We start from the raw sequence: 23,197 nt of genomic DNA, 5'->3' as shown, positions 1-23,197 counted from the left end.
GGCTAGCCAAAAAAAACTAAATCAAACTATCCAACCCAACAACCCCAAACAAAAAAAGAACCAGACCCCCGAAAAAGCCCGATTCCAAACCCTTACTGTTCACTTTTAGCAGCCAATTTCTCCTGTTTCTTCTTACTTTCATTAATAACGGAAAGCTCAATCGATTTCAGCAAGTTTTTCACACGTTTTTTCCGGAAGAAGCCGAACATAAAACCAACAATAATATTATTCATTTTGTTCATCGCTTTTTCCGTTTCGATTAATTCGTTATACGCCACTTCGCAAGTTGTTTCACTCGTGGATTTAATCGTATAAGTCGTTGTATGCGTGTTTACCCGACTGCTTGTTTCAAATTGATATAACTCATTAGGAGTAACTTTCAAAATTTTTGTTGTCGCAAGTGCGCCGTTAGACATTGTACGTTGGTATTTATATCCTTCTAATTTGCGTACTTGCAGCGTTTTACCAGTGGCATTTTTTACATCATAGATTGCTGAGCTCACAAGTGTATCAAAGCATTCTTTTTGGGATATATATAATTTCTGTGTGACATTCACTTTTCAATCGACTCCTTCTAATTCTTTTCTTTCTTATCTTTACGGATTTTTAGCACAATGAAAACACTGCCGATTAAAACAACCGCAAGTCCTGTAACTAGAAGAGGTACACTAGCCATTCCATCTTTTCCATAAGAGGGACTAAACATAATAATAATAAGACCTATACTAATAAGAAATAGTGCATTAACAATTTTCATCTTCAACCCACACTAACTTGGAAATAGAGTACAGAGCCTATTTCAGTTGCTTTAATAGTTTCTTTGGCAATTTTTGCTGCCTTTTCTTCGTCTTCAATATTTGTTTCAAAAGTAAGTTTCATACCTTTTTCATCTATTTTTTTAAAAGTTACACCGTCTTTATCGTAAGTTTCTAGTAATTCCGTAATGTAGTCTCGCTTCATTGGACAATTAAGAATAATCATTTAAAAAACCTCCTTATATATAGTTTAACTTTATCTTTCACTTCTTGCAATGAATAAAAATGGTGCAGGAATTCCTACATGATATACTGGCTAGGCACAATTTAGCTGCACCTAGCCAGAAACTTATTATTTCCTAAGCTTTCATCTCTTCTTCTGGTACACCAACGCGATTTGCGGTAATAACAAATGGTACCCAAATCAGGAACGCGACGACCATATTTATGAGTGAAATTACTGGTGCCATCCAATCTCCCCCGGTTGCTAAGAAGGAATTCAGAAGTGGCGGCATTACCCAAACTACTGCAATTTTAACTGGCCCGACAATGCCGAGTGTTGTTGCAAAGTAAGCGATTGTTACCATTACCATTGGCGCGATAAGGAATGGTATTAAGTAAATTGTATTTAATACGATCGGTAAACCAAACATGATTGGTTCGTTAATATTAAATATACCTGGTGCAAGAGACAATTTCGCAACTGTTCGTGCATCCGCTCGTTTCGAGAACATTAGTAACGCGATAATTAATACAAGTGTACCGCCTGAACCACCCATCCATACATACGCATCGAAAGAACCACGTACCCATTCGAATGGTAATTTAGCGCCTTCTTGTGCCGCACTAATGTTTTGTAGTTGTGCTGTACCCCAAAGTGACTCTAGAACCGGAGCAAGTACGTTCGGACCATGAATCCCGAAGAACCATAGTAATTGTACTAAGAAAGTAACTAGTAAAACAGCTCCGTAGCCTTGCGATAGTGATAATAGCGGTTCTTGAATTGTTTTGGAAATCCAAGTAATAACGTCCATATTTGTGATTTTGAAGAATGCCCAGTCAATAATACCAACAACATAAAGTGCCACTAATGCAGGAATGATCGCTGCGAAAGCTTTACTTACAGCCGGTGGAACAGAATCTGGCATTTTGATAATAATATTTCTGCGCATTAATTTCGCATAAATAATAGTTGATATAAAACCGAAAATCATTGCGGTAAACAAGCCGGTACCATTTACTTGGCTTAGGCTAAAGAATCCGTAAATTCCAGCAAATTCTTTTGGTAAAGTAGCTACATCGAAATTTGCATTAGAAGCCGCAATCGCAGCTTTTACTGCATCTAAGCTAACAGTAACAGTTAAGTTCATAACAAAAGCAGCAAGAGAAACTAGCCCCCCAGCTAATCGATCCACTTCATACGCTTTTGATAAATTATACCCTAGTGAAAAGGCAAAAATAATTGAAACAATTGCTAACGTCCCATTGTATACATATCCATTAATCCCGATAAGTGGTTGCATCGCTTCCACAAATCCTGTCCATCCCCAGTCAGTTGGAAAATCCCTAAAAAACGCATTTAAAAGTACTGCAATTGACCCAGCCATAGTGATTGGCATTGTTGAAATAAAAGCATCACGTAATGCAACTAGATGTTTTTGTGAACCAATTTTTGCTGCTACCGGCACAAAATACTTTTCTAAAAATGCTGTTAATCCATTCATATTTTATCCTCCCATGAACCTTTTTTATTTAGCGCTCATCTCTTTAAACAAAATATAATTTTTATGTATACATCCCTTTGAGTTTATCAGCTATATCTGTTTACTTTGTCCTAGCAATCCCCATTACTAAAACAAACCAGATGGAATCTTTGCATGACCTCGTGAAATTTTGGGAGCCCTCCTCTCCGCTTCATGATAAGGCTTACATTTAGATTCACTTTAATCTATTGCAATTTCCGTGCCAAGTACAATATTAGTACGAAACATCCGTTAATCTCTTGTAAACCTTGTCTTTCTTACCTTGAAAACCGTATTACACACATAGCGCAAAAAACTGTGTAAGTAAGCGTTAACATTACACAGTTTTACTAATTTATCCATTTTCCATTCTGTGTTATAATGAGCATAAGCTAAGTAATACCAACGAGTCGAGGTGATAAATATGGCAGTCAAACGCGATATGCCGGAAGAGTCAAAAAATAGCAAAGTGGTCAAAAAAGAACATTTTTCGATTGTATTCCCTGATGATATAAAAGAACCCGCAACCGTGGAAGAAAAAAAGAAGCAAGATGCTGAAAAGAAAGCAGACGATAAGTAATAGAAGAAAAGAGAGCCATGCGCTAACATGACTCCCTGAGCAGTAGCGCCGCGTAAAAGACGGCGGCTATTAACTACTAATTACACGAAGTAACCATCGATCAGCTGGCTAAAGTGGATCAGATGGTTATTTTTTTGGTTTGTTAAAGTTGAGAATCATCACGACGAGGGTGGCAAATACCACCGCAAACATCAGCGCTTCATACACAGACACGGCTATTCCTTTAGAAAGAAATTTTTTAGAGAGATAAATTTATTGCTGTTAAGATACACTTACAAATGAAAAGAGCATCCACCAGGGATGCTCTTTTTTATTTAATAGAGAAGATAACCATTTCTTTATCATCATCAATTCGGACATTTACGTCCATGCCTAATTTATCTTTAAAAAGTGCCGTAATGTTTAGGTAATCATCATAACTACCGATATCACTTTTTTCGTATCCTTGTAGAATTGTCGGCTTAATGCGCACGATGTAATCATCATTGGACGTTTCTTCCGGATTGTAAGAATAGATTTTCTTGCCGTTTTTGTCGAAAAAGTCGTAGGTGGCGTATGATTCATTGTTTGTTATATAGACGTCTTTTTGGGTAACGTAGGCATTATCTGCGACGCTGTAATCGATTAGGCCTGAGTAATATTTATTTTTAGATGGTTCATTGATTTCGTATTGTTTGTAAGCGAGGCGGAATAAATAATCAATGTTGTAGTAACTGTTCACGCGGAAGTAGAGGTTTTTATCTTTGGATTTTTTATCGACACCAATATCTGTAGCGCTAATTGGGAAAACCTCGTATAATTTGCCATCTATTTCGTAAGCTACTTCATACTTATCAAACACTTCTTGGCGCTGAAAAAAGCCAAACATAATTGCTAAGATTGCAATAATCCCTATTAAAATTGCGATGATTAAAGCTGGCAGCCATTTCTTTTTTGATTTTAGTTGTTGCATTATTTTCATCCTTTGTCATGAATTGCTTTACTATTTTATATTGTACCAGTTTATGTAGCATTATACATTATTTTTCTGAGAAGACGAGCTATTTGTAGAAAAAAGACTACTCTGCGCTAGGCAAAATAGTCCTTTAATATATTTAAAATTAGTGTCGCGCACCTCATATCGACATGCAATCATCTGCGTTACCCTGATAGTTAGCTCGGGCCAGGCAACCTCGCGGCACATGAGAAGCACTGCTTAATGCTGCTTCCTTCCGGACCTGACATGGTTCACAGGTTCCCATTGCGCAAGACCCAACCTTCAACACCACTTGTCAAGGGCAGACCAAACAATTACGATGCCTCAAATGAGGAATTCAACCCCGCTAGAGCGGATTGCGGGTTACAGGGCGCCGCTACCTCCCCGTCTAGCACGACAAATTTGCTACCAATAATTAGTTGCCAAATAAAAAATTATTTAGCGCAAACTCTGAAAAGAGCTCAATTACTAGTGTACCTTTTTCATGTAGAAAGTGCAAGCGGAAAGGAAATATTTTTTAACGTAAGTAAACACTCATGATTGCTGCGATAATCGTACCAACTACACAAATCCCTACTAATGTTAAAGCAATCCATACTATTTTTTTATTCATGGTTTTCTCCCCCTCGTCATCACTTTTCTTTTAGTGATTATATCATGAAATCCAAAATTTAGCTGTTAATATCAAACTTCTTTTGCCAACTATTTAATTGGCTGTAGCTAGACATTAATTGTGTTGTGACTTGTTTGAAAATCAAGCGTAATTCTGCATATTTCTCGACATTCTCACTTGGATGATATACCGCTTTAATTGGTAGGGTGTGTTTAAGGTTTAAATCCTTTAAAATCCCTAACGATCGCATACCAATAATCGCTGCGCCTAAGCTCGATCCCTCGATTGTATGAGGCACGCGTATTTCTCGGTTTAAAATATCAGCGAGCAGCTTGCACCAAGCGTCGTGCGCAGATATCCCGCCAGTTACATAAATAATATCGTCCGGCGCTGAAACTGCTTCATAGACTTCCGCAAGATTAAACGCGATTCCTTCCAAAATGGCCCGGATAAAATGCGCTTTAGTATGATTAATTGTCAGCCCAACAAAGCCACCACGAATATCATTAGTCCAAAACGGCGCGCGCTCTCCTAATAAATATGGCTGGAACAAAAGTCCGGCGGCACCAGCTGGAACTTCTTCCATTTTTGCAATAAAGCTCGCAAAATCGCGCTGGCTAATTTCTTCCTCAGAACCAAATTGATGTAGCCCCCAATCGACTACTTTTCCACCATTATTCACTGCACCACCTGCGATAAAATAACCATCGCCAGCCCCGTAGCAAAATGTCCGGCCGCGTGAGTCTATTTGGAATTGATTGGTCAGCTTGCGAACCGCACCACTTGTGCCGACTGTGATGGTAACGTCATTGCTGCCTGTTGCTTGAATGCCTATATTAGCCAGCGCCCCGTCACTGCCACCCACGACAAATGGCAAGTCTTCTGGAATCCCCATTAAATCAGCGTATTCTTTTTCCACACCAGTTAATTGATACGTTTCCGGCACCACTTTTGGTAGAAAATCGGGTGTGAGTTTTACAATTTCCATCGCTTCAAATTCCCAGTCGTGCTCCATAATATTGTAAAGTCCCGTGCCCGACGCTAACGATTCATCCATCACCCATACGCCAAACAAACGATACAAAATATACGATTTAATATCGACAAATTTCTCAGCTCGGTTAAATAATCTCGGTTCAGCTTCTTTCAACCAACAAATTTTGGCAAAGGGGCTCATCGGGTGTATTGGCGTCCCTGTGGCTTCATACAGTTGAAACAAGTAATTATCCCTTTTTACTTTTTCAAGCGTCTCACTGCTTCGTCCGTCCGCCCAAGTGATACATTCGGTCAAGAGCTCCCCGTCACTGCCAACCATAATTAAACTATGCATCGCTGAACTAAACGAGATTCCCGCTAAATCGTCTTTATTCACGTTTTTCATTACTGCTTGAATGGATGTTAAAACTGCTTCAAAAATTTCCGTGGGACTCTCTTCCGCTTTTCCAGTTTCATCGGTAATTAGCTCATAATGCGTCGCTTGCCGGAAGATCACTTCTCCTCGTTGGTCAAACAGCACTGCTTTTGTACTTGAAGTTCCAATGTCCACGCCCATTATGTATGATTTGCTCGTCAAACAATTCACCCCACGATTTCGTTTCTTTTTATTATACGTCAAATGGAATAAATTTTGGGGCTGGGCTACTTAGCTTTTTTCGGCAAACAAAAAAAGCTAGAGAAATTCTCTAGCTTAGTTTATACCGTAAAATGTTTTTATTCGGCTTTCTTCGCCTAATACAATGAGTGTATTTTTATCCGCGAATTTAAGCACTTCTTTTGTATTGGCTTCACTTTGCGAGACACAGCCTAATGTGTAATTGTATTTTGGTGAATCTACATGATAAAACACAGCTGATCCTTTACCTTTTACACGATTAGCGTTGTATTTCACTTCCATTCCATAAGTGTACTGCGGAATCTTCATTTTTTCATCTGCAGAACTTGAGGAATTTCGTTCTTGCCAAGTGTTATAGTATTTGTCGTTGGAATTAGAAATCCAGTAACTCCGGTTGGTGATTGCTTTAAAACTGAGCTTCGTACCGGGATTGCCTTTTTGCCCGAAAGCAAGGCCTGTACGGTAAACGCCCACTGGTGATCCAGAACTTTTCTCAGAGAATTTCGGATCGAAGCCCCATTTTCCGATATGACTGGTAAAATGACGAACTTCATACCAATTGCCCGCACTATTTTTTTGATAAAGGTACGTTGTTGCTGTTGTGCCTTTTGGTCGTGTTGTGATGATTGCTTTTTTACTGTTCCATAGCGCTGGAACGGTGTCCGCAATTGTTGGCTTGCCAATATTTGTAAAGGCTCGTGAGTCAATCCAACCGATGTTAGTATTTCCTAGCTTACAATAATACCATTTAGCTCTTGCGGTTTTTCCTTCGCGTGTAATAATCAAAGTCTTTTTGTCGTATTTCTTAGCTGAACCGAGATACTTCACTGTACTACTCGTTTTGTACATTTTGCTATGAATACCATCATTTCGTTTGGACTGATTGACTACCCCTTTTAGGTTGACTGCTTTGTCATAAATGATTTTTTCGTAGGATGCTGCTTCGGCGTTAAAGGAGTGACCAAGTAGGCTAACCATTAAAACAATAATTAAACCGCTTAATAACTTCTTCATTATTCGCTCCTTCTTTTTGAGTTATTCCCTATAGCAAAATTAGTTTATTTTTTACGTTTCCTAAGTAATAAAACTGCTACAAGAATAACTATAACACCCGCTACTACGAAAATCCATTCTGTGCCTTTGTCGCCTGTGCTTGGTAAATCTAATTTGTCATCATTTGTTACTTTTATAACGTCCGCAGGTTTTGCGGTTGCACTTTTGACAGCTTTATTTGTTTCGATCTTTTTAACTTTTTCTGGAGCCGTTACGACTGCTTCATTTTCTTTTTTGGCTGGAACTTGATACGTTACTTCTTCGCTAAAATTGCCTGCCGCATCGAATGCATAAGCAGTAATTTGCTTCGGTACTGTAGCCCACTCTGCGTAAAAATTGCCGTCTTTGTCCGCTTCCACTCGTCCTTCTCCAAAATTTTCATCTTCGGGAGAACTCATGTAAACACTTGCGAACGGTGTGGTTTTACCGGTGAAAATTTTTGTTTCTACATCAAAATTCATATTGGTAATCGTTAGTTGGGCTGTTTTTGCTTTGACTAAATAATTGAGTTTGACGGCGGTTGTTTTTCCGTCTTCCGTATTTCCGAGCAGCGTTACTTCTTGAAGGCCTGTTTGTGCCGTGCTCAGTTTGGAATTGGCTGCTAGGCGGTAATCAGTTAGTTTTGTGTCTGTGTATTCGGTTAGTGTTTCGGTAAAGTCTTTGAGTGCAATCTTGCTGTTTTGCTCGTAGGAGTAGATTTCTTGTGAATCTGTAATATCTATCGTTGTTTGTACTTTGCTTTTTTGTGGTGGTGTGACAGTTGTATCTTTTGTTGGTTCTGTATTTTCTTCTGTAAGTGTATTTGTAGTAGGATTGGTTGTTTTTTGTTCGATAGGCGTTGAGTTGTTACCATTTTCATTCGTTTCAGCGTTTGCTGCCAATGAAAATGGAATGATTAGACTAGTTAATAGCGCGATGAGCACCAGCCCGTGGAATTTTTTCATAATAAATTCCCCTTTCATTTCACTTGTATTTATCATAAGCAGAAATGAGGAGAAAGTCAATTTTAAATTACAGTTTTGTTACAATTATTAAAACTGCGCTACAAAAAAAGACTCACTAAGAATGAACTTAGTAAGCCTTAAAATTATAATTCGATTGGTCGATCTAGTTGATAAAGTCGCTTGTAGCGCGGTTCTTCTGCCATTAATTCGGCATGCGGACCTTCCATTAGCGTTTTTCCTTCTTCTAAAAATAACACGCGGTCCATTTTTTCGGCTCCAACTAAATGATGCGTTACCCAAATAAGTGATTTATCAGCTAACGTTTCGAAAATCGTCGCCAATAAGTCGCGTTCTGTAATTGGATCAAGACCAACTGTTGGTTCATCTAAAATGACAATCGGCGTATTTTGCAGCAAAATCCGAGCTAGCGCGATACGACCACGTTCCCCACCTGAAAAACGTTCGCCCATCTCACTCATTTGTGTATGGTAGCCATCTGGCATACTCATAATAAAATCGTGTAGTTGAACTTTTTTCGCGGCTTCATAGACTTCTTCATCGGTCGCATCTTGATTTCCCAGCCGAATGTTATTTAAGACACTCGTGCTGAAAAGATGCGCTTTTTGGTTTAGCATGGAGGTTAATTCTGGGATTTGTGGTCGCAATTTTTCCACTTCAACGCCGTTCATTGTTACTTTCCCGGCAGTTGGAAGTAGTGCGCCTTGAACTAATTTAAGAAAAGTCGATTTTCCGGTTCCGCTTCGGCCGATAATCGCTACTTTTTCACCTTGTTGTAACGTGAAATCAAAACCGTTTAAGATTTCTGGTGACTTTTTATCGTACGCGAAAGTTAGGTTTTCAGCTTTTAAAACAACTTTTTCGGCATTAATTCGTTCAATTTCCTTCGTTTCTTCTTCAAAAGTTGGTAGCGTTGGATCTTCTATTTTGTCTAGGCGGGCTAGTGAGTCTTGATACAGCGATTTGTCACTTATAGCACTTGAAACTGGCACAAAGGCTTCAGCCAGCGCCATTATCGCCAAAACAAAAGCGGCAATCATCGTGCCCGAAAACGCGCCATCACGTGACTCTGCGGTACTCCAATAAACCATTACGATAACCATAAAACCAACCACTAATTGACTAAAGAAATCGCGCCAATTAACAAAGTGAAACTGTTTATTTTCTGTTCGAAGCATGTCCGCCTCGTCTTTTTCATAGTTCGAAATAAATGTTTTTTCACGTCCACTAAATTTCCAATCGCTAATCCCAAAAACAGCATCGGTGAATTTTTGATAAAGACCATTTCTACCTTGTTTTAAATAAGCGTTCTTCCCGCGAGCATATAAAAGCGAGACCCATGGTAAAACAAGTACGAGCAAGCCAATCAAGAGCACGAAGAGTGCGGCGAATGGAATTGAAAATGCTCCTAGCGCGATAACTACTCCGGCATAAAGCACCAAGCTCACAATCGCCGGCAGCATCGTTGTTAAATAGAAATTTTGCAAATGCTCAATATCGCCAGCTAAAAGACCAAGAATGTCGCCAGTTTTATAGCGTGATTTTAGTAGTAAAGCTTGCGGTTCGAGTAAACGATACAAGCGCACACGCATTTTTTCGAGAATTCTAAGGACGAGTGAATGGCTCGAAAGTCGTTCCACATAGCGCGAAACTGAGCGCATAATACCAAATGCTCGTACTCCAACGGTCGAAATGTACACAGCCATAATCGATTCCGGCATCAGGGACGATTTTGAAATCAAATGGCCTGATGTAAACATAAGTGCTCCAGCTGAAGCAAAAGTAAGTGTTCCAAGGAAGATGACAAGTAAAAACAAGCCGCGGTTTTCTTTAATATATGGGATAATCCAGCTACTTTTCCGCATCATACTTCCTCCAATTGGGCTTTGACTAAATTGTAATAGAAGCCTTTACGCGCCAGTAATTCTTCGTGCGTTCCGGTTTCAACCACAGCCCCGTGGTCTAAAACGATAATCCGGTCCATTTCAAGCATCCAGTGCAAGCGATGCGTTGCGAAAAAGACAAGTCGATTTTCAAATAAATCTAGCATTGGTTTCTTTAACTCATATTCTGTTTCAATATCTAAATGCGCTGTCGGTTCATCCATTAATACAACCGGACGATCCGTTAAGAAAGCTCGAGCAAGCGCGACACGTTGCTCTTGTCCGCCACTCAGCATCCTCCCAGCTTCCCCGACAAGCGTGTCATAGCCATCCTCAAGTCCAGCCACAAGTTTGTTTAAACCAGCTGATTCGGCCGCTTTTTTCATTTCTTCTGCAGAGGCATCGGGATGATAAAAGCGAATATTCCCAGCAATCGTATCGTGAAAAAGGTACGGATGTTGCGGAATGTATGTAACTTGAGTTTGCCAATCAGTCGAAGCAAGCGCCGCACCACTTTCCCCATTCCAGCGAAAATCGCCCGAAGTTGGTGCCAAAAAGCCACTCAAGACATCAATTAGCGTTGATTTCCCAGCACCGGTCGCACCAATAATCCCGATTTTTTCAAAACCATTCACAGTAAAACTAGCTTCTTGAAGCGACGCAGCATCATCTGCGCCATGTTTTACGGTGATATTTTCAAATGAAAACTCGGTATTTTCGGCAAAAGTTGTTAGCGGCAGCGCGTCCATTTCTGGTTGATCAGCTTTGGCTTGGTCAATAATTCCTTGAATGACGCGGCCAGCTTCTTGTCCATCAAGCGTAGCATGGTAATCCGAGCCAACTTCACGAACTGGTAAAAAGTATTCTGGCGCAAGGATTAAGACACTTAGCGCAATCGGCAAGTTCATATTGCCATCAATCAGACCAAGTCCTAAGAATAACGCAACAAGCGCAATCGAAAGCATCGTAAAGAAATCGAGCGCAAACGAAGACATAAACGCCACACGCAATGTTTTCATCGTCGCTTTACGGTAACGCGAACTAACCGAAGCAATTTTCCCTTCATGGTCGTGACTGAGCCCTAAGTATCGTAATGTTTCCAACCCTTTTAGCGAATCTACAAAGTGATTGGATAGCACACGATACGTTTCAAACTGCGAATCAGCTTGTTTTTTCGCGGCTAATCCTAAAATAATCATAAATACAATTAAAATCGGCAAAGTAATCATTAAAATAAAGGCCGACGTCCAGTCTTGAAAAGCAATATACACCCAAATCATCGCTGGAATAATTGCCATGTTCATCATTTTAGGTAAAAACAGTTCCAAATAATTCCGGAAATCTGCCACGCCTTCCATAACCATCGTTACAACTTTCCCAGTTCCTTCTGCTCGAGCAAAACGTGGTCCAAGTGCAAACAGGCTATCCAGCAACTCTTCCCGCATCGTTTTCGCCAGTTTCGCAGCATAACGGTAAACGATTTGTTTCTTCCATACATTCAAAAAGTGACGCAAGAAATAGGCCCCCGCGAAGAGACCTATTTGTATTGTGACTGATTGAAATGGATGCTCGTGAAATAAATCAGTAATTGCACGAGCTAAAGTTATCGCCATCACGATAATCGCAGCACCTTGAACAAGCGTGAAAACTGCGAGAATCGCCATTATTTTTTTAATTCCTTTGTAGTTCCTTAAATCTTTTCCCATTAATACGTCATTTTCTCCTTACTAGAAACGCGCTTACGGAAAACATAGTAGCTCCAAATTTGGTAACCAAGAACAAACGGCAATAGCGTAACGGCAACTATCGTCATCACACTTAGCGAGTATTGTCCGGAAGCTGCATTTTCTATAGTTAAATCAAACGCACTGTTGATAGAACTGATCATTACACGTGGGAATAGTGACACGAAAATCGTTGCAATCGTGAAGACAATTCCAAGTCCGCCGAATGTAAATGCCAAAATATCGCGGTCTTTCCAGATGAAAAGGGCGGATAGCAAGTACATTACGACTACAATTCCAATCATTAGTGGTACAAGTACAGGTCTAACTTGGAACATATCTGTATTGAAGTAAGCAAGTACAACAAAGATTAGTAATGCTGGTACAGTAATAAACCAAACACGTTTCGCCATACGACGAGCACGGTCTTGAATATCTTCTTCTGTACGTAGAGTAATAAATAGCAAACCGTGAAGTAGGCACATAAGCGTAATCGTTACGCCGCCCCATACGGAGAATACAGTGATGTAATCAAAGAATCCAGCATACATATCCATATCACTATTGATTGGCATACCTTGAATCAAACTAGCAAATAATACACCGAACAGGAATGGCGGTAAAATACTACCGAAGAAAATAACCCAATCCCATGTTTTCACCCAAAGTGCCGAATCTTTTTGACCACGGAATTCAAAAGAAACACCACGGCCGATTAGAGCAAGTAATAGGAATACTAGCGGAATATAGTAACCACTAAACATTGTTGCATACCAGTTAGGGAAAGCGGCGAAAATCGCGCCCCCTGCAGTTAATAACCAAACTTCATTTGCATCCCAGAACGGGCCAATCGTATTAACGAGTACGCGGCGTTCCAGTGCATTTCTAGCCATAAAACGTGTAGACATCCCAACACCAAAGTCAAAGCCTTCAAGGAAGAAGAACCCAATGAACAAGATGGCAACTAATAAAAACCATAACTCATTTAGTGACAAAGCTTTCATCCCCCTTATCAAACGGATCTACGGAAATCTCTGCTTTTTCTGGTTTGTGTCCGTCTGGTCCTTTTTTAATTTCACGTATAAATAAGTAAACCAACAGAATGGCTAAAATCGTATAAATCGTCGAGAACGCAATTATTGAGAATAAAATTTGTCCTGCTGAAACGTTTGGCGATACAGCATCAGCGGTTTTCATGTAACCGAAAACTACCCATGGTTGTCGCCCTATTTCTGTCATAATCCAACCCATGGAGTTCGCCAGGAACGGGAATCCAATCATCGGAATCATCAAACGTAAATACCATTTTGCATTAACAAGTTTTTTCTTCCAAGCAAGCACGATACCGATTAGCGCGAATAAAATCATTAACATACCAGCGCCAACCATGATACGGAAGCTCCAAAATGCTGTTTTAACTGGTGGGATGTAGTCACCTTCACCATATTTTTCTTCATATTGTTTTTGTAACGTGTTCATACCTTCTACGCTACCAGTTAATGTACCGTAAGATAAGAAACTTAGCGCGTATGGGACATTGACTTCCCATTCATTTTTCTTCTCTTCCGGGTTAATTTTGGCAATCATTGTCCACGGAGCAGGGTCGGCTGTATCTTCCCATATCCCTTCCGTCGCTGCCATTTTCATTGGTTGTGTTTTAACCAAGTATTGCGCTTGCGAGTGACCACTGAAAGCCACACCAAAACCACCGATTACCGCCATGACCATTGCAATTTGGAATGATCGTTTAAAGAAGGCGACATCTTGTTTTTTGAGCATCTTATACGCACTGACACCGGCAATAAAAAAGGCCCCAGTGGCAAATGCCCCGAATATAACGTGCGGGAATTCCACAAGTAGTTGTCCATTAGTAATAAGTTGCAAGAAGTCATTCATTTCTGCACGGCCATTTTTAAATTCAAAACCAACCGGATGTTGCATAAATGAGTTCGCTGCTAAAATCCAGAAACTAGACATAATTGTTCCGATTGAAACAAGCCAAATACAAGCTAAATGTAGCTTTTTGCTAAGTTTATCCCAACCAAAAATCCAAAGTCCGATAAACGTAGATTCCATAAAGAATGCAAGTAACGCTTCGATTGCAAGTGGTGCACCGAATACGTCCCCAACAAATCTAGAGTAATCCGACCAGTTCATCCCAAACTGGAATTCTTGAATAATACCGGTTACGACACCGACCGCGAAGTTAATAAGGAAAATGTGTCCCCAAAACTTCGACATTTTTTTGTAAATTTCTTTCCCCTTCACGACATACAACGTTTCCATAAGAGCAACCATAAATACAAGTCCAATTGAAAGTGGTACAAATAAGAAATGGAAAATCGTTGTTGATGCGAATTGAAAACGGGCTAAAAATAGTTTATCCACCCTTTTCTCCTCCTTTTTAAGCTAAAAATTACTGTTTCGTTCCTTGATTTGTGCTTCTTTCTTAAAAACCTTGTGAAAAACCGCCCAAAGTGACGCCTCCAGTTGCTCTGTAATTCACAAAGCATAATACAATAATATGTAATCCTTATTTTCCAAAGATTTAGGAACTAGTTAAGAAAGATTTTTACTTTATAATGAGTTCTATATGGAGTATATTTTATCCTATTTTGCGACAAATTTATTTAGTACTTTCGATGTTATTTTGTTTTTGTTAGATTGTGATGATTTTCGCAATTATTATCTGGCTGTAAATGTTGGTAAGGCTTATTGCTTTTTATTTCACAATAACTTTCATAAAAGTATCATTTCGCATAATGAGCATTAAGACCTATTTAATTTATTCCGTTTTCGCAGTTCTTGGAAAAAACTTTTTAACATTTCGCTGCTTTCGGCTTCCATTAATCCAGCTTCTACTTCACACGTATGATTAAATCGGTCATCTTGCAGCAAATTCATTAATGATCCCGCTGTTCCGGCTTTTGGATCCTTTGCCCCGTAATAAACCTTTTCAATCCGCGAAAGTAAAATGGCACCGCTACACATCGGACACGGTTCTAGCGTAACGTACAGTTCTGCACCACTGAGCCGCCATGAATTCTGATGTTTACACGCATCTTGAATGGCAAGTAATTCCGCATGGGTCACTGCATTTTGGCTCGTTTCACGCAAATTATGCGCCCGGCCAATAATTTTTCCATCTAAAACAACGACTGCACCAATTGGAACTTCCCCAATTTCTCGTGCTTTCTCGGCTTCTTCAAGCGCTTGTTGCATAAAGAAAGCTCGTTCCATCTATGCACCTCATTTCTAAAAAGTCACTTATAGCTATTTTAGCATAGCTTGGATTAGATGTAAGAACAATCTGCTCAAATTTTCACAGGAACACTTTAGTTGCTTTCACGGAGCATTTATATTACCATATATTAATACTAGGTACTAAAACAAAATTATCAAAATATACAATCTACTTATAAAGGAGAGTCATTATGAATTCAGAAAACTTAATCGCTCCAGAACTTTATAATATTACTGACGAGATTGCTAAATTCAGTTCTGAAAAAACTGCTTTAATTTGGAAAAACGACCATGACGAAACAAAAACATGGAGCTACCGCCACCTACTTGAACAAGCGAACAAATTTGCCAATGTGGTTAAAGACGCTGGGATCAAAAAAGGCGACCATGTAATCGTTATGACACCTAGACTACTAGAAACTTACGCCATTTACATGGGTTTATGGAAAGCCGGCGCCATTATTATCCCGGCATCTGAACTACTGAAAGCGCACGACTTAGAATACCGCATCCATCACGCAAACGTAAAAGCAATCGTTTCTTACAATGGAATGACTGCTGAATTTGATAAAATTGAAAACACGCCTTCCGTTTCGAAAAAAATCATTGTGGGTGATAAATTATCTGGCTGGGATCATTACGAAACATTGATGGAAGACGCTTCGTCCGAGTTTGAACGCGTAGAAACTTCTCGCGATGACGCTTGTCTGCTTGCTTTCACGAGTGGAACAACTGGTAATCCTAAAGGTGTTGTACATATCCACGGTTGGGGTTACGCGCATATCCGTATTGCGGCCGATCATTGGCTAGATATTCACGAAGACGATATCGTTTGGGCTACAGCTGGTCCCGGTTGGCAAAAATGGGTTTGGTCTCCCTTCCTTTCTGTACTTGGAAAAGGCGCGACTGGCTTCATTTACAACGGTCGTTTTATCCCTGAAAAACAACTTCATTTACTAGAAGAAGAAAAAATCAATGTGCTATGCTGTACGCCAACGGAATACCGTTTAATGGCAAAAGTGAACAATCTGCGCGAACACGATTTAAGTTCACTTCGTAGCGCCGTATCAGCGGGCGAACCTTTAAACCGCGAAGTAATTCAAGTTTTCCAAGACAATTTTGACGTTAAAGTTCGTGACGGTTACGGCCAAACGGAGAGCACGCTTTTGATTGGGACGCTTGTTGATACGCCGATTCGCCCTGGTTCGATGGGCAAACCGATTATGCCAGAATATATGGCGATTATTGATGCTGACGGCAATCCGGTCGGCGTTGGTGAGATTGGTGACATCGCAATGCGTAGAGACTTCCCGGCACTTTTTAAAGAGTATTATAAGGAACCCGAACGCTTGCAAAAAGCGATTCGTGGCGACTATTTCGTTTCTGGTGACCGAGCTATTCGCGATGAAGATAATTATTACTGGTTCCAAGGCCGGAATGACGATATTATCATTAGCTCGGGTTACACGATTGGACCGTTCGAAGTAGAGGACGCGCTCACACATCACCCAGCCGTAAAAGAAGTCGCTGTTGTCGCAAGCCCTGACGAAATCCGCGGAACCGTTGTAAAAGCGTTTATCGTCGTAAAAGATGGCTACGAGGGCACCGATGATCTTGTGCATGAATTACAAACATTTACGAAAGAACAAACTGCTCCATATAAATATCCACGCCGGATTGAGTTTGTTGAGGCATTGCCGAAAACTGATTCTGGGAAAATCCGCCGCGTAGAGTTGCGCGATGCGGAGTTTGCTAGTGTGCATGGTTGAAGTTGTAGAGAAAAAAGAAGTCCTCAGTTGAGGACTTCTTTTTTCTTCTTTTATTATTCGCCATACCATTCCTTATCCGTGAACTCATATTCCTTTTGAAAGTCCGCCGAGTACTTTTTATAAATAAGACCGTTCACCACAACTGATGCTTTTAAAAGAGACGTTGGGAATAATGTGAATAGAGCTAAATTTGCTAAGCCGATAAATAAAGAGAAAACATATATAATGGTTCCTGCAAAAGAGTCATATGAATAATCGTAATTGTCGCTGTTATTCCACCAATCACTATTCATCGTATAGATTCTCGTTACCAGCATAGCAACTACCAAAGAAACCCCTAAAATAGCCGCTACTATTTTTAAAACCTTTATCGTTTTTCTTTTTCTGATTAATTTCCCATCGTTTATCAAATAGTTTATCTGCACATTTTCAATTAATCTAATCCTTATAATGTAAAAAGAGAGGGCATATCCTAATAAAATATATGTAATAGCAAATATTTTAGTTAAATCTGGATTTCTCCAAGGCATCCAAACAGAGAAGAAAAACAGGACTGCAGTTTGTGTTATTAAGTAAACAGCGATTGTGTATGCTGCATTTTTAAAATAAGGTTTACTTCTAGCATATCCTATGAAAACACCTAGGATTATAATAGATGCGGTGATTGGAAAACCAACCCCTTTAGCCCCAGAAATCAAACATATAAGCCAAGAAAAACCAGCTAAAATGTATAGTTTCAGCGACTTGGGCATTACTTCTTTTCCTGTACCATTTAAGTTCTCATATAGCCGATGCATTGAATTTTTTTCTAAGGCGTTCTCAGAAGAAACGAAATTTATTAGTTTGGATAGTGTGTTCATTGGTTGCTCCTCGCATTTTCTTGTTGAAATTCTGTTGCATATTTTTTTAGCAAGATACCGTTTGTAATTATTTTCGGATTAAATACTAGTGTTGGGAGTAGTGAGAAAATAATTAGAAGTAGTAGCAAAAAAATCCCGCCGACTAATACTACTAAAGCTCCGAGCCATTCATTTTGGATAGATATTACACTTATCGAGCTATCATCCCCAATGAACCACCATTTACTTAGTCTGTATATTTGAGTTCCAAGGATAATCATTACTAGCATTCCTATTAAAAGTTTAGAAAATCCTTTATCCCATATTTTAATTGATGCGGATTTTTTCAGATTGATATTATTGCTTTTTAGATAATTTAATATCATTGCTTTACAGCGGAAATAGCTAAACACCGTAATCAACACTAGATAACTCAGCGCTACTATCATGTAAAAATCTCCAAAAGGTCTGCCACCATCTATTCTTATTCCTAGTATCAGGCTCAGAGTAATAGTCTGGAGCATTACATATTTAGCTAGTTCCCATCCAAAGTTTTCCAAAAGTTTATTGCTAGACTTCAAAGTAAAATAATAAATATAGCTTATTACTATAATTAGAAAAAGGATAATGGTCATAACCACCGAATTCTTCCATGGTAGCAGTGCCATAAATCCACAAAAAAGCGCAAGAATAGGCAATTGCAGATTCCGTGAAGTGGTGGCTGCTTTTGCACTTTGGTCTCTTATATTTACTAACTGATTAGCTTCCTTAAAAGAGATGTTGGTTTTCATTTAAAAACTCCATTTCTATCTGTAATTTCATGAAGATTTGAGTTAAGACTTCCCGCAAGTCTTTTGAAGCTATTTTAGCACAAAATCACCGGCCTTTGCACTTTAAATCACAAACATTTCCCGCTTTCGTTCCACAAAAAAAGCCAGCAACAGCGCTGGCCATTTTTTAACGATTTAATTCACTTGCCGCTTCCTCGTCTAGCACGACTGTGAAGTTAGGGTGTAATTGGAAAATGGAGCTTGGAATATCTTCTGTCACTGGGCCTTGCAGCGCTTTTTTGATGATGGCTGCTTTTTTCTTGCCGTTTGCGAATAAAATGACTTGTTTTGCTTGCATGACGTTTTTTGGTCCCATTGTCACGTAGTATTCAGGTACTTTTTCTGCGTCGCCGCCTACTTCTCCGAGCAAAATGTCGAACATGTCTGGGCGTGATTGAACGGAAACAAGGCGGGTTTCGTCACCGAATTTTGTTACACCGGGCAGGTTTCCGCAAAAATGACCATCTTCGCCGATGCCAATCAAAATTGCGTCCAGGCCGCCTACTTCTTTCAAATGCGCATCGTGTTCTAGATAGTTTTTTGTGTCTAACATATGAATTTGTTCTTCTGGAATTCCCGCTGGATCAAAATACATTGCTTTTAAATTGGCAATTGTTACGCCGTATTTTTCGTCGCCGATGGGAATTTCGTCAAAATTATAATAGCTTACATTCGTCAGTGGTGCTTTTTCTTTCATTTCTTCCACCAATAGTTCGTACATTCGCTTAGGTGTAGAGCCTGCCGTGATGGCCAAATGCACTGATTTGTCCTGATACATTTTTCCTAATAGCAGTTGCATCGTTGTTTTACTCATATTTTCGTAATCTTTTTCTACAATAATTTTCATTTTTTTCACCTCTCGCTTTGAATTACCTTTATGATAAAGTGTATAGTAGCTATAGAGTCAAGACGAAAGGGTGATACATGTGGAAACGCTTTTTTCTATTGGGGAAATGGCAAAGATAAGCCAGCTCTCCATCCAACGATTGCGCTATTATGACAAAATTGGGCTTTTGGTCCCTGCTTTTACTGATCCTGCTTCCGGATATCGCTACTATAAAACGGCTCAAGAAGAACAACTCAATCTCATTCAAGCGCTTCAATACATGGGGTTTTCCTTGCAAGAACTCAAACAATATCTCGACAAAAACACATCGGAAAGTTTGCCCGATTTACTTATTAAATATCAGCAAAAATTAATCGATGAAGAAGCTCGCATTGCTCGTAAAAAGTGGCTTATTAATCGTTATCAAGGCTTGTTAAAACGCGAACCCGCAAAGAAAGAGCTACTAACATCTGCCAGGCTTTTGCTTACAGAGCCACTTCTCACTCCTGTTCATGCGGATATTCTAAACGACCCAGTTTTCCATCAAGAAGTTCAGAAAACCGTGAGCCGACTTGGCCTTTCGAAAAGTTATCTGCAGTTTCCCGGTTATTTTATTTTAGGCGGGCAGGCTTATCTTTTTGTTGAGCTGGATAATTCGATTGGCGCACCCGGCGAACGTCATTTAGCATCAAGTGAACGACAGGCATTTGTCACTCCGCAAAACTGGCAAACACCGGCTGAAAATAAAAATTACCTTTTACAAGAAACGGTTGCTTGGATAGGTCAAGAGCTGGTTCGCGGTTATTCATATGAAACAAATTTAACTTTTGAATAGATATTTTAGGAAGATTGGTTATAATAGAAAGAAATAATGTGGAGGTGAGTGCCGTGGAAATCAAGCAAATCAAGGCAAAAGATACGCAGGATATTAGGCACCGGGTTCTTCGCCCAGAACAACCTGAAAGCAATGCGATTTATCTACATGATGATTTGGAGGATACGTTTCATCTAGGCGCTTTTGAAAATGATATTTTACTCGGGATTGCGAGTTTTTATCTAGAAAAATCAGCTGTTATTACGAATCCTACGCAGTACCGTATTCGCGGGGTTGCGACTGAACGGCGGATGCGGTTGAAGGGTTTAGGTACGGCGCTACTCGCGGATGGGGAAGCGGAAATTTGGAAACGCGATGCTGACCTTATCTGGTGTAATGCGCGAATTGTCGCTGTTGGATTTTATGAAAAACATGGCTATCGTAAAGTCGGAAAATCGTTCGTCATTCCTGGTATCGGCGAACATTATTTAATGACAAAATTGAATCCAAATAAAAAAGTGGACCAAGATAGCTGATATCTTGGTCCACTTGCTTGTTATAATTTAGAATAAGGTTGCGTATGAATCATCCAAGAAATTCCATATTCATCGACGAATTGTCCCATTTTACCGCCCCAAAATTGCTCTGCGAAAGGCAGCGTTACGGTGATTCTTCCTGATGAACTCACTTTCTCAAAGAAAGCATCGGCGTCGGCTACTGCCGCTGGATCCTCACTGTTAGAATCGAGCATAATGGAGATTTGGTTGGATGGCTTTACTTCTTTTCCGAAAGAATCTGAACAAAACAAGTTCGCGCCAAGCACTGTAAATCCACCGTGAACTGTGGTGTTTTCCAGATTTTCTTTTGCCAGACCGAACATTTCGCTTTGTTCTTCGGTTACTGGCAACCTCGTGATATTCGTTGCTCCGAACACTTCTTCATAATATCCTAAAGCCTCTTTTGCATTTTCAAAAGCTAAATACGGGTACATTTTTGCCATACAAATCGCTCCTTTATTTTTGAGACACTAGTTAGAAAATACCCCATTCAATTTAGCTTAAACTATCTCGGGATTTTTAAAAATTCGGCGCCATGTTTTGCTCATAATGACAAGACAAACGGTGAACGCTCCTAAATCTGCTAGCGGGAACGCGTACCAAATACCATTTAAGCCAAAGAATTGCGGCAAAATAAGTAAAAGTGGTACTAAACAGATGATTTGGCGCATCAACGAAATGATAAATGAAATTCTTGCTCGACCAAGCGCTTGATATAGCCCACCGCAGACAATTTGGAAACCAATAGTTGGTGCGGCTAATAGCATAAATCTAACAGCGTTTGTTCCTTGGGCAATTAGTTCTGGGTCGTTAGAGAAGATTCGCACGAGTAATCCCGGGAAAATTTCTACTAAGCCCCAAGCAACTAGTGACATTACGGTCGCAGCAATCATGGACACTTTGACAGCTTTCATTACGCGCTCGAATTGTCTGGAACCGTAGTTAAAGCCTACGATTGGTTGCATCCCTTGTGTGACACCATTGATTGGCATAATGACGAAGGACGCAATTCGGTTCGCAATCCCGTAAACTGCAATCGCCATCGTTCCACCATAAATATTAAGCATCCAGTTTACCGCAACGGTTACGATACTTCCTGCCGACATCATAATGAATGACGGGAACCCGATTGCCATAATCCGGCGAATCAGCGGGAAATCCATTCGGAATGAGAATCCTTTTAAAGATAAAGTACTTTTGCCTGATAAAAAGTAAATCAAGAGCCAAATCGCGCCAACTGCTTGTGCAATGACGGTTGCAAGCGCAGAACCGCGGACGCCCATACCAAATCCCATAATGAAAATCGGGTTTAAAATCATATTTAAAATAGCGGAAATAATCATGGTTAACATCGCTGTTTTAGCGTTACCTTCCGAGCGAACGATATTATTCATCGCCATCGCAAAGGTTTGGAACACAGCGCCTAGTAAGATAAGCGATAAGAAATCACTCGCGATATCATGAATATCTGCCGGTGCTCCGAAAAGCGTAATAAGTGGATCTAAGAAAATAAAGGTAATAATCGCGATAAATATGCTCGAAATAAGTACCAACCAGATAACTTGGTGGAATACTTTATCCGCGTTTTTTTGTTCTCCAGCACCGAGCGAGCGGGAAATAATCGATGCACCACCAATCCCAAACATCGCTGCCATCGCCATTAGTATCATTTGGACCGGGAACGCAATCGAAAGTGCGGCAACCCCTGATGGCCCAACGCCGTACGACACGAAAATTGTATCAACAATATTATACATCCCCATAACAAACATACCGATAAATGCCGGAATCGACAATCGCGCCATGAGTGACGGAATGCTATCTTCACCTAATCGTTTACTCTGTTCTTTCATTCAGCTTCTCCTCCTTCAACTGCTATAATCGCATTATCAGACAATCGGCCTATCAAATGCATTAAGTCATCTTTTTCTTTCTCACTAAATCCAGCTGTTAAAAACGCGGACCATTCTTCGGTCACTTCCTCAATTAATTCACGCATCTTAAAACCAGTCTTTGTCACAAAAATCCGCTGAATACGTCTATCCTTCGTATCGATTTCGCGGCGAATCATGCCAAGTTCTTCCAGACGCTTAATATGCCGCGTCACACTCGCCTTGTCGACCATAAAGCGTTTCGCCATTGATTCTTGGGAAATACCATCTTCTTTATAAAGCGTCCATAAATAACGCAATTGACCTATATTAAGACCAGTTTCTAGTAATTTTTTATTTTTAAAACTGCTTTCCGAACGATGAATAATTGCGATGGCTTTCGCTAAACTTTCGTGTCTCTCTGCCATTTATCCGACTCCTCATAAAAAAATCCGCCACATAATTAGTTGCGGCGTCAACCATTATATTATAGCAACATTTTAGTTGACTGCGCAACCTTTTTATTTCCCGGGCAATAATTTGACTTC

At 39.9% G+C, this 23,197-nt stretch carries 23 protein-coding genes and 1 other RNA gene; 4 read left to right on the top strand and 20 right to left on the bottom strand.

The features are described from left to right. Positions 1-92: 92 nt before the first annotated feature. The 4 genes from HCX62_RS12585 to HCX62_RS12570 form a co-directional block, all read right to left on the bottom strand. Positions 93-557: a DUF3284 domain-containing protein gene (locus tag HCX62_RS12585; RefSeq protein ID WP_185639305.1), complete on the bottom strand. Its 465-nt coding sequence runs from the start codon at positions 555-557 to the stop codon at positions 93-95. Between the two features lie 17 nt (positions 558-574). Beyond that, positions 575-757 carry a DUF3188 domain-containing protein gene (locus HCX62_RS12580; protein WP_185391873.1) on the bottom strand — a complete coding sequence of 61 codons (183 nt, stop codon included), beginning with the start codon at positions 755-757 and terminating at the stop codon, positions 575-577. A gap of 2 nt (positions 758-759) precedes the next feature. Beyond that, on the bottom strand, positions 760-981 hold the full coding sequence (locus tag HCX62_RS12575; RefSeq protein ID WP_003722067.1) for a hypothetical protein: 222 nt from the start codon (positions 979-981) through the stop codon (positions 760-762). A gap of 133 nt (positions 982-1,114) precedes the next feature. Next, positions 1,115-2,479 carry a PTS sugar transporter subunit IIC gene (locus HCX62_RS12570; RefSeq protein ID WP_003725004.1) on the bottom strand — a complete coding sequence of 455 codons (1,365 nt, stop codon included), beginning with the start codon at positions 2,477-2,479 and terminating at the stop codon, positions 1,115-1,117. A 442-nt stretch (positions 2,480-2,921) separates the two neighbouring features. Between HCX62_RS12570 and HCX62_RS12565 the strand changes: the two genes are divergently transcribed. Further along, positions 2,922-3,077: a hypothetical protein gene (locus HCX62_RS12565; protein WP_185639304.1), complete on the top strand. Its 156-nt coding sequence runs from the start codon at positions 2,922-2,924 to the stop codon at positions 3,075-3,077. 310 nt (positions 3,078-3,387) lie between these two features. Here HCX62_RS12565 and HCX62_RS12560 read toward each other — a convergent pair whose 3' ends face one another. The 10 genes from HCX62_RS12560 to tadA form a co-directional block, all read right to left on the bottom strand. Further along, positions 3,388-4,029, bottom strand: a complete 642-nt coding sequence (locus tag HCX62_RS12560) for a hypothetical protein (RefSeq protein WP_185480398.1) — start codon at positions 4,027-4,029, stop codon at positions 3,388-3,390. A 154-nt stretch (positions 4,030-4,183) separates the two neighbouring features. Next, positions 4,184-4,450: signal recognition particle sRNA large type (ffs, locus tag HCX62_RS12555), an RNA gene on the bottom strand. A gap of 274 nt (positions 4,451-4,724) precedes the next feature. Continuing rightward, a complete protein-coding gene (locus HCX62_RS12550; protein ID WP_185639303.1) occupies positions 4,725-6,239 on the bottom strand; it encodes a gluconokinase in 1,515 nt (504 codons plus the stop codon). 114 nt (positions 6,240-6,353) lie between these two features. Continuing rightward, on the bottom strand, positions 6,354-7,292 hold the full coding sequence (locus HCX62_RS12545) for a GW domain-containing glycosaminoglycan-binding protein (protein ID WP_185396522.1): 939 nt from the start codon (positions 7,290-7,292) through the stop codon (positions 6,354-6,356). A 44-nt stretch (positions 7,293-7,336) separates the two neighbouring features. Continuing rightward, positions 7,337-8,275: an LPXTG cell wall anchor domain-containing protein gene (locus HCX62_RS12540; RefSeq protein ID WP_185639302.1), complete on the bottom strand. Its 939-nt coding sequence runs from the start codon at positions 8,273-8,275 to the stop codon at positions 7,337-7,339. 143 nt (positions 8,276-8,418) lie between these two features. Further along, positions 8,419-10,158 (bottom strand): thiol reductant ABC exporter subunit CydC, encoded by a 1,740-nt coding sequence (gene cydC, locus HCX62_RS12535; RefSeq protein ID WP_185639379.1) that lies wholly within the window; start codon positions 10,156-10,158, stop codon positions 8,419-8,421. Further along, on the bottom strand, positions 10,158-11,882 hold the full coding sequence (cydD, locus tag HCX62_RS12530; protein ID WP_185639301.1) for a thiol reductant ABC exporter subunit CydD: 1,725 nt from the start codon (positions 11,880-11,882) through the stop codon (positions 10,158-10,160). Before cydD ends, cydC begins: the two co-directional genes overlap by 1 nt. Then, a complete protein-coding gene (cydB, locus tag HCX62_RS12525; RefSeq protein ID WP_185504314.1) occupies positions 11,882-12,895 on the bottom strand; it encodes a cytochrome d ubiquinol oxidase subunit II in 1,014 nt (337 codons plus the stop codon). Before cydB ends, cydD begins: the two co-directional genes overlap by 1 nt. Continuing rightward, complete coding sequence (locus tag HCX62_RS12520) at positions 12,882-14,288, bottom strand: cytochrome ubiquinol oxidase subunit I (protein WP_185391865.1); 1,407 nt, start codon at positions 14,286-14,288, stop codon at positions 12,882-12,884. The genes cydB and HCX62_RS12520 overlap by 14 nt, the downstream gene beginning before the upstream one ends. A gap of 381 nt (positions 14,289-14,669) precedes the next feature. Continuing rightward, a complete protein-coding gene (gene tadA / locus HCX62_RS12515; protein WP_185545844.1) occupies positions 14,670-15,140 on the bottom strand; it encodes a tRNA adenosine(34) deaminase TadA in 471 nt (156 codons plus the stop codon). A gap of 194 nt (positions 15,141-15,334) precedes the next feature. On the opposite strand from tadA, the gene mbcS reads away from it, so the two are divergent. After that, positions 15,335-16,912 carry an acyl-CoA synthetase MbcS gene (gene mbcS, locus HCX62_RS12510; RefSeq protein ID WP_185639300.1) on the top strand — a complete coding sequence of 526 codons (1,578 nt, stop codon included), beginning with the start codon at positions 15,335-15,337 and terminating at the stop codon, positions 16,910-16,912. A gap of 53 nt (positions 16,913-16,965) precedes the next feature. Here mbcS and HCX62_RS14060 read toward each other — a convergent pair whose 3' ends face one another. The 3 genes from HCX62_RS14060 to HCX62_RS12495 all read right to left on the bottom strand — a co-directional run bounded on the left by HCX62_RS14060 (position 16,966) and on the right by HCX62_RS12495 (position 19,428). After that, positions 16,966-17,772: a hypothetical protein gene (locus HCX62_RS14060; RefSeq protein WP_260490875.1), complete on the bottom strand. Its 807-nt coding sequence runs from the start codon at positions 17,770-17,772 to the stop codon at positions 16,966-16,968. Then, on the bottom strand, positions 17,769-18,542 hold the full coding sequence (locus tag HCX62_RS12500; RefSeq protein WP_185639299.1) for a hypothetical protein: 774 nt from the start codon (positions 18,540-18,542) through the stop codon (positions 17,769-17,771). The genes HCX62_RS14060 and HCX62_RS12500 overlap by 4 nt, the downstream gene beginning before the upstream one ends. A 166-nt stretch (positions 18,543-18,708) precedes the next feature. After that, positions 18,709-19,428 (bottom strand): glucosamine-6-phosphate deaminase, encoded by a 720-nt coding sequence (locus HCX62_RS12495; protein ID WP_185502873.1) that lies wholly within the window; start codon positions 19,426-19,428, stop codon positions 18,709-18,711. Between the two features lie 79 nt (positions 19,429-19,507). On the opposite strand from HCX62_RS12495, the gene HCX62_RS12490 reads away from it, so the two are divergent. Together HCX62_RS12490 and HCX62_RS12485 are read left to right on the top strand one after the other, a co-directional pair. Next, positions 19,508-20,242 (top strand): MerR family transcriptional regulator, encoded by a 735-nt coding sequence (locus HCX62_RS12490; RefSeq protein WP_185639298.1) that lies wholly within the window; start codon positions 19,508-19,510, stop codon positions 20,240-20,242. A 53-nt stretch (positions 20,243-20,295) separates the two neighbouring features. Continuing rightward, a complete protein-coding gene (locus HCX62_RS12485; protein WP_185639297.1) occupies positions 20,296-20,757 on the top strand; it encodes a GNAT family N-acetyltransferase in 462 nt (153 codons plus the stop codon). Positions 20,758-20,777: 20 nt separating this feature from the next. Here the strand turns inward: HCX62_RS12485 and HCX62_RS12480 are convergent, their stop codons facing one another. Genes HCX62_RS12480 through HCX62_RS12470 form a run of 3 tightly spaced genes read right to left on the bottom strand, consistent with a single transcriptional unit; the run spans position 20,778 to position 23,077 of the window. After that, positions 20,778-21,221: a VOC family protein gene (locus tag HCX62_RS12480; protein WP_185639296.1), complete on the bottom strand. Its 444-nt coding sequence runs from the start codon at positions 21,219-21,221 to the stop codon at positions 20,778-20,780. A gap of 57 nt (positions 21,222-21,278) precedes the next feature. Continuing rightward, a complete protein-coding gene (locus tag HCX62_RS12475; RefSeq protein ID WP_185639295.1) occupies positions 21,279-22,631 on the bottom strand; it encodes an MATE family efflux transporter in 1,353 nt (450 codons plus the stop codon). After that, positions 22,628-23,077: a MarR family winged helix-turn-helix transcriptional regulator gene (locus HCX62_RS12470; protein ID WP_185639294.1), complete on the bottom strand. Its 450-nt coding sequence runs from the start codon at positions 23,075-23,077 to the stop codon at positions 22,628-22,630. Before HCX62_RS12470 ends, HCX62_RS12475 begins: the two co-directional genes overlap by 4 nt. Positions 23,078-23,197: the final 120 nt, after the last annotated feature.

This window comes from Listeria swaminathanii (assembly GCF_014229645.1).
GTDB classification, from domain to species: domain Bacteria; phylum Bacillota; class Bacilli; order Lactobacillales; family Listeriaceae; genus Listeria; species Listeria swaminathanii.
This window is presented reverse-complemented; position numbering and strand designations above follow the sequence as displayed.

What these genes read in the sequence shown, in the direction of transcription:
- HCX62_RS12580 (WP_185391873.1), bottom strand. Translation starts at nt 757, where the DNA reads ATGAAAATTGTTAATGCACTATTTCTTATTAGTATAGGTCTTATTATT.
- HCX62_RS12575 (WP_003722067.1), bottom strand. Translation starts at nt 981, where the DNA reads ATGATTATTCTTAATTGTCCAATGAAGCGAGACTACATTACGGAATTA.
- HCX62_RS12570 (WP_003725004.1), bottom strand. Translation starts at nt 2,479, where the DNA reads ATGAATGGATTAACAGCATTTTTAGAAAAGTATTTTGTGCCGGTAGCA.
- HCX62_RS12565 (WP_185639304.1), top strand. Translation starts at nt 2,922, where the DNA reads ATGGCAGTCAAACGCGATATGCCGGAAGAGTCAAAAAATAGCAAAGTG.
- HCX62_RS12560 (WP_185480398.1), bottom strand. Translation starts at nt 4,029, where the DNA reads ATGCAACAACTAAAATCAAAAAAGAAATGGCTGCCAGCTTTAATCATC.
- HCX62_RS12545 (WP_185396522.1), bottom strand. Translation starts at nt 7,292, where the DNA reads ATGAAGAAGTTATTAAGCGGTTTAATTATTGTTTTAATGGTTAGCCTA.
- HCX62_RS12540 (WP_185639302.1), bottom strand. Translation starts at nt 8,275, where the DNA reads ATGAAAAAATTCCACGGGCTGGTGCTCATCGCGCTATTAACTAGTCTA.
- cydC (WP_185639379.1), bottom strand. Translation starts at nt 10,158, where the DNA reads ATGCGGAAAAGTAGCTGGATTATCCCATATATTAAAGAAAACCGCGGC.
- cydD (WP_185639301.1), bottom strand. Translation starts at nt 11,882, where the DNA reads ATGGGAAAAGATTTAAGGAACTACAAAGGAATTAAAAAAATAATGGCG.
- tadA (WP_185545844.1), bottom strand. Translation starts at nt 15,140, where the DNA reads ATGGAACGAGCTTTCTTTATGCAACAAGCGCTTGAAGAAGCCGAGAAA.
- mbcS (WP_185639300.1), top strand. Translation starts at nt 15,335, where the DNA reads ATGAATTCAGAAAACTTAATCGCTCCAGAACTTTATAATATTACTGAC.
- HCX62_RS14060 (WP_260490875.1), bottom strand. Translation starts at nt 17,772, where the DNA reads ATGAACACACTATCCAAACTAATAAATTTCGTTTCTTCTGAGAACGCC.
- HCX62_RS12500 (WP_185639299.1), bottom strand. Translation starts at nt 18,542, where the DNA reads ATGAAAACCAACATCTCTTTTAAGGAAGCTAATCAGTTAGTAAATATA.
- HCX62_RS12495 (WP_185502873.1), bottom strand. Translation starts at nt 19,428, where the DNA reads ATGAAAATTATTGTAGAAAAAGATTACGAAAATATGAGTAAAACAACG.
- HCX62_RS12480 (WP_185639296.1), bottom strand. Translation starts at nt 21,221, where the DNA reads ATGGCAAAAATGTACCCGTATTTAGCTTTTGAAAATGCAAAAGAGGCT.
- HCX62_RS12475 (WP_185639295.1), bottom strand. Translation starts at nt 22,631, where the DNA reads ATGAAAGAACAGAGTAAACGATTAGGTGAAGATAGCATTCCGTCACTC.
- HCX62_RS12470 (WP_185639294.1), bottom strand. Translation starts at nt 23,077, where the DNA reads ATGGCAGAGAGACACGAAAGTTTAGCGAAAGCCATCGCAATTATTCAT.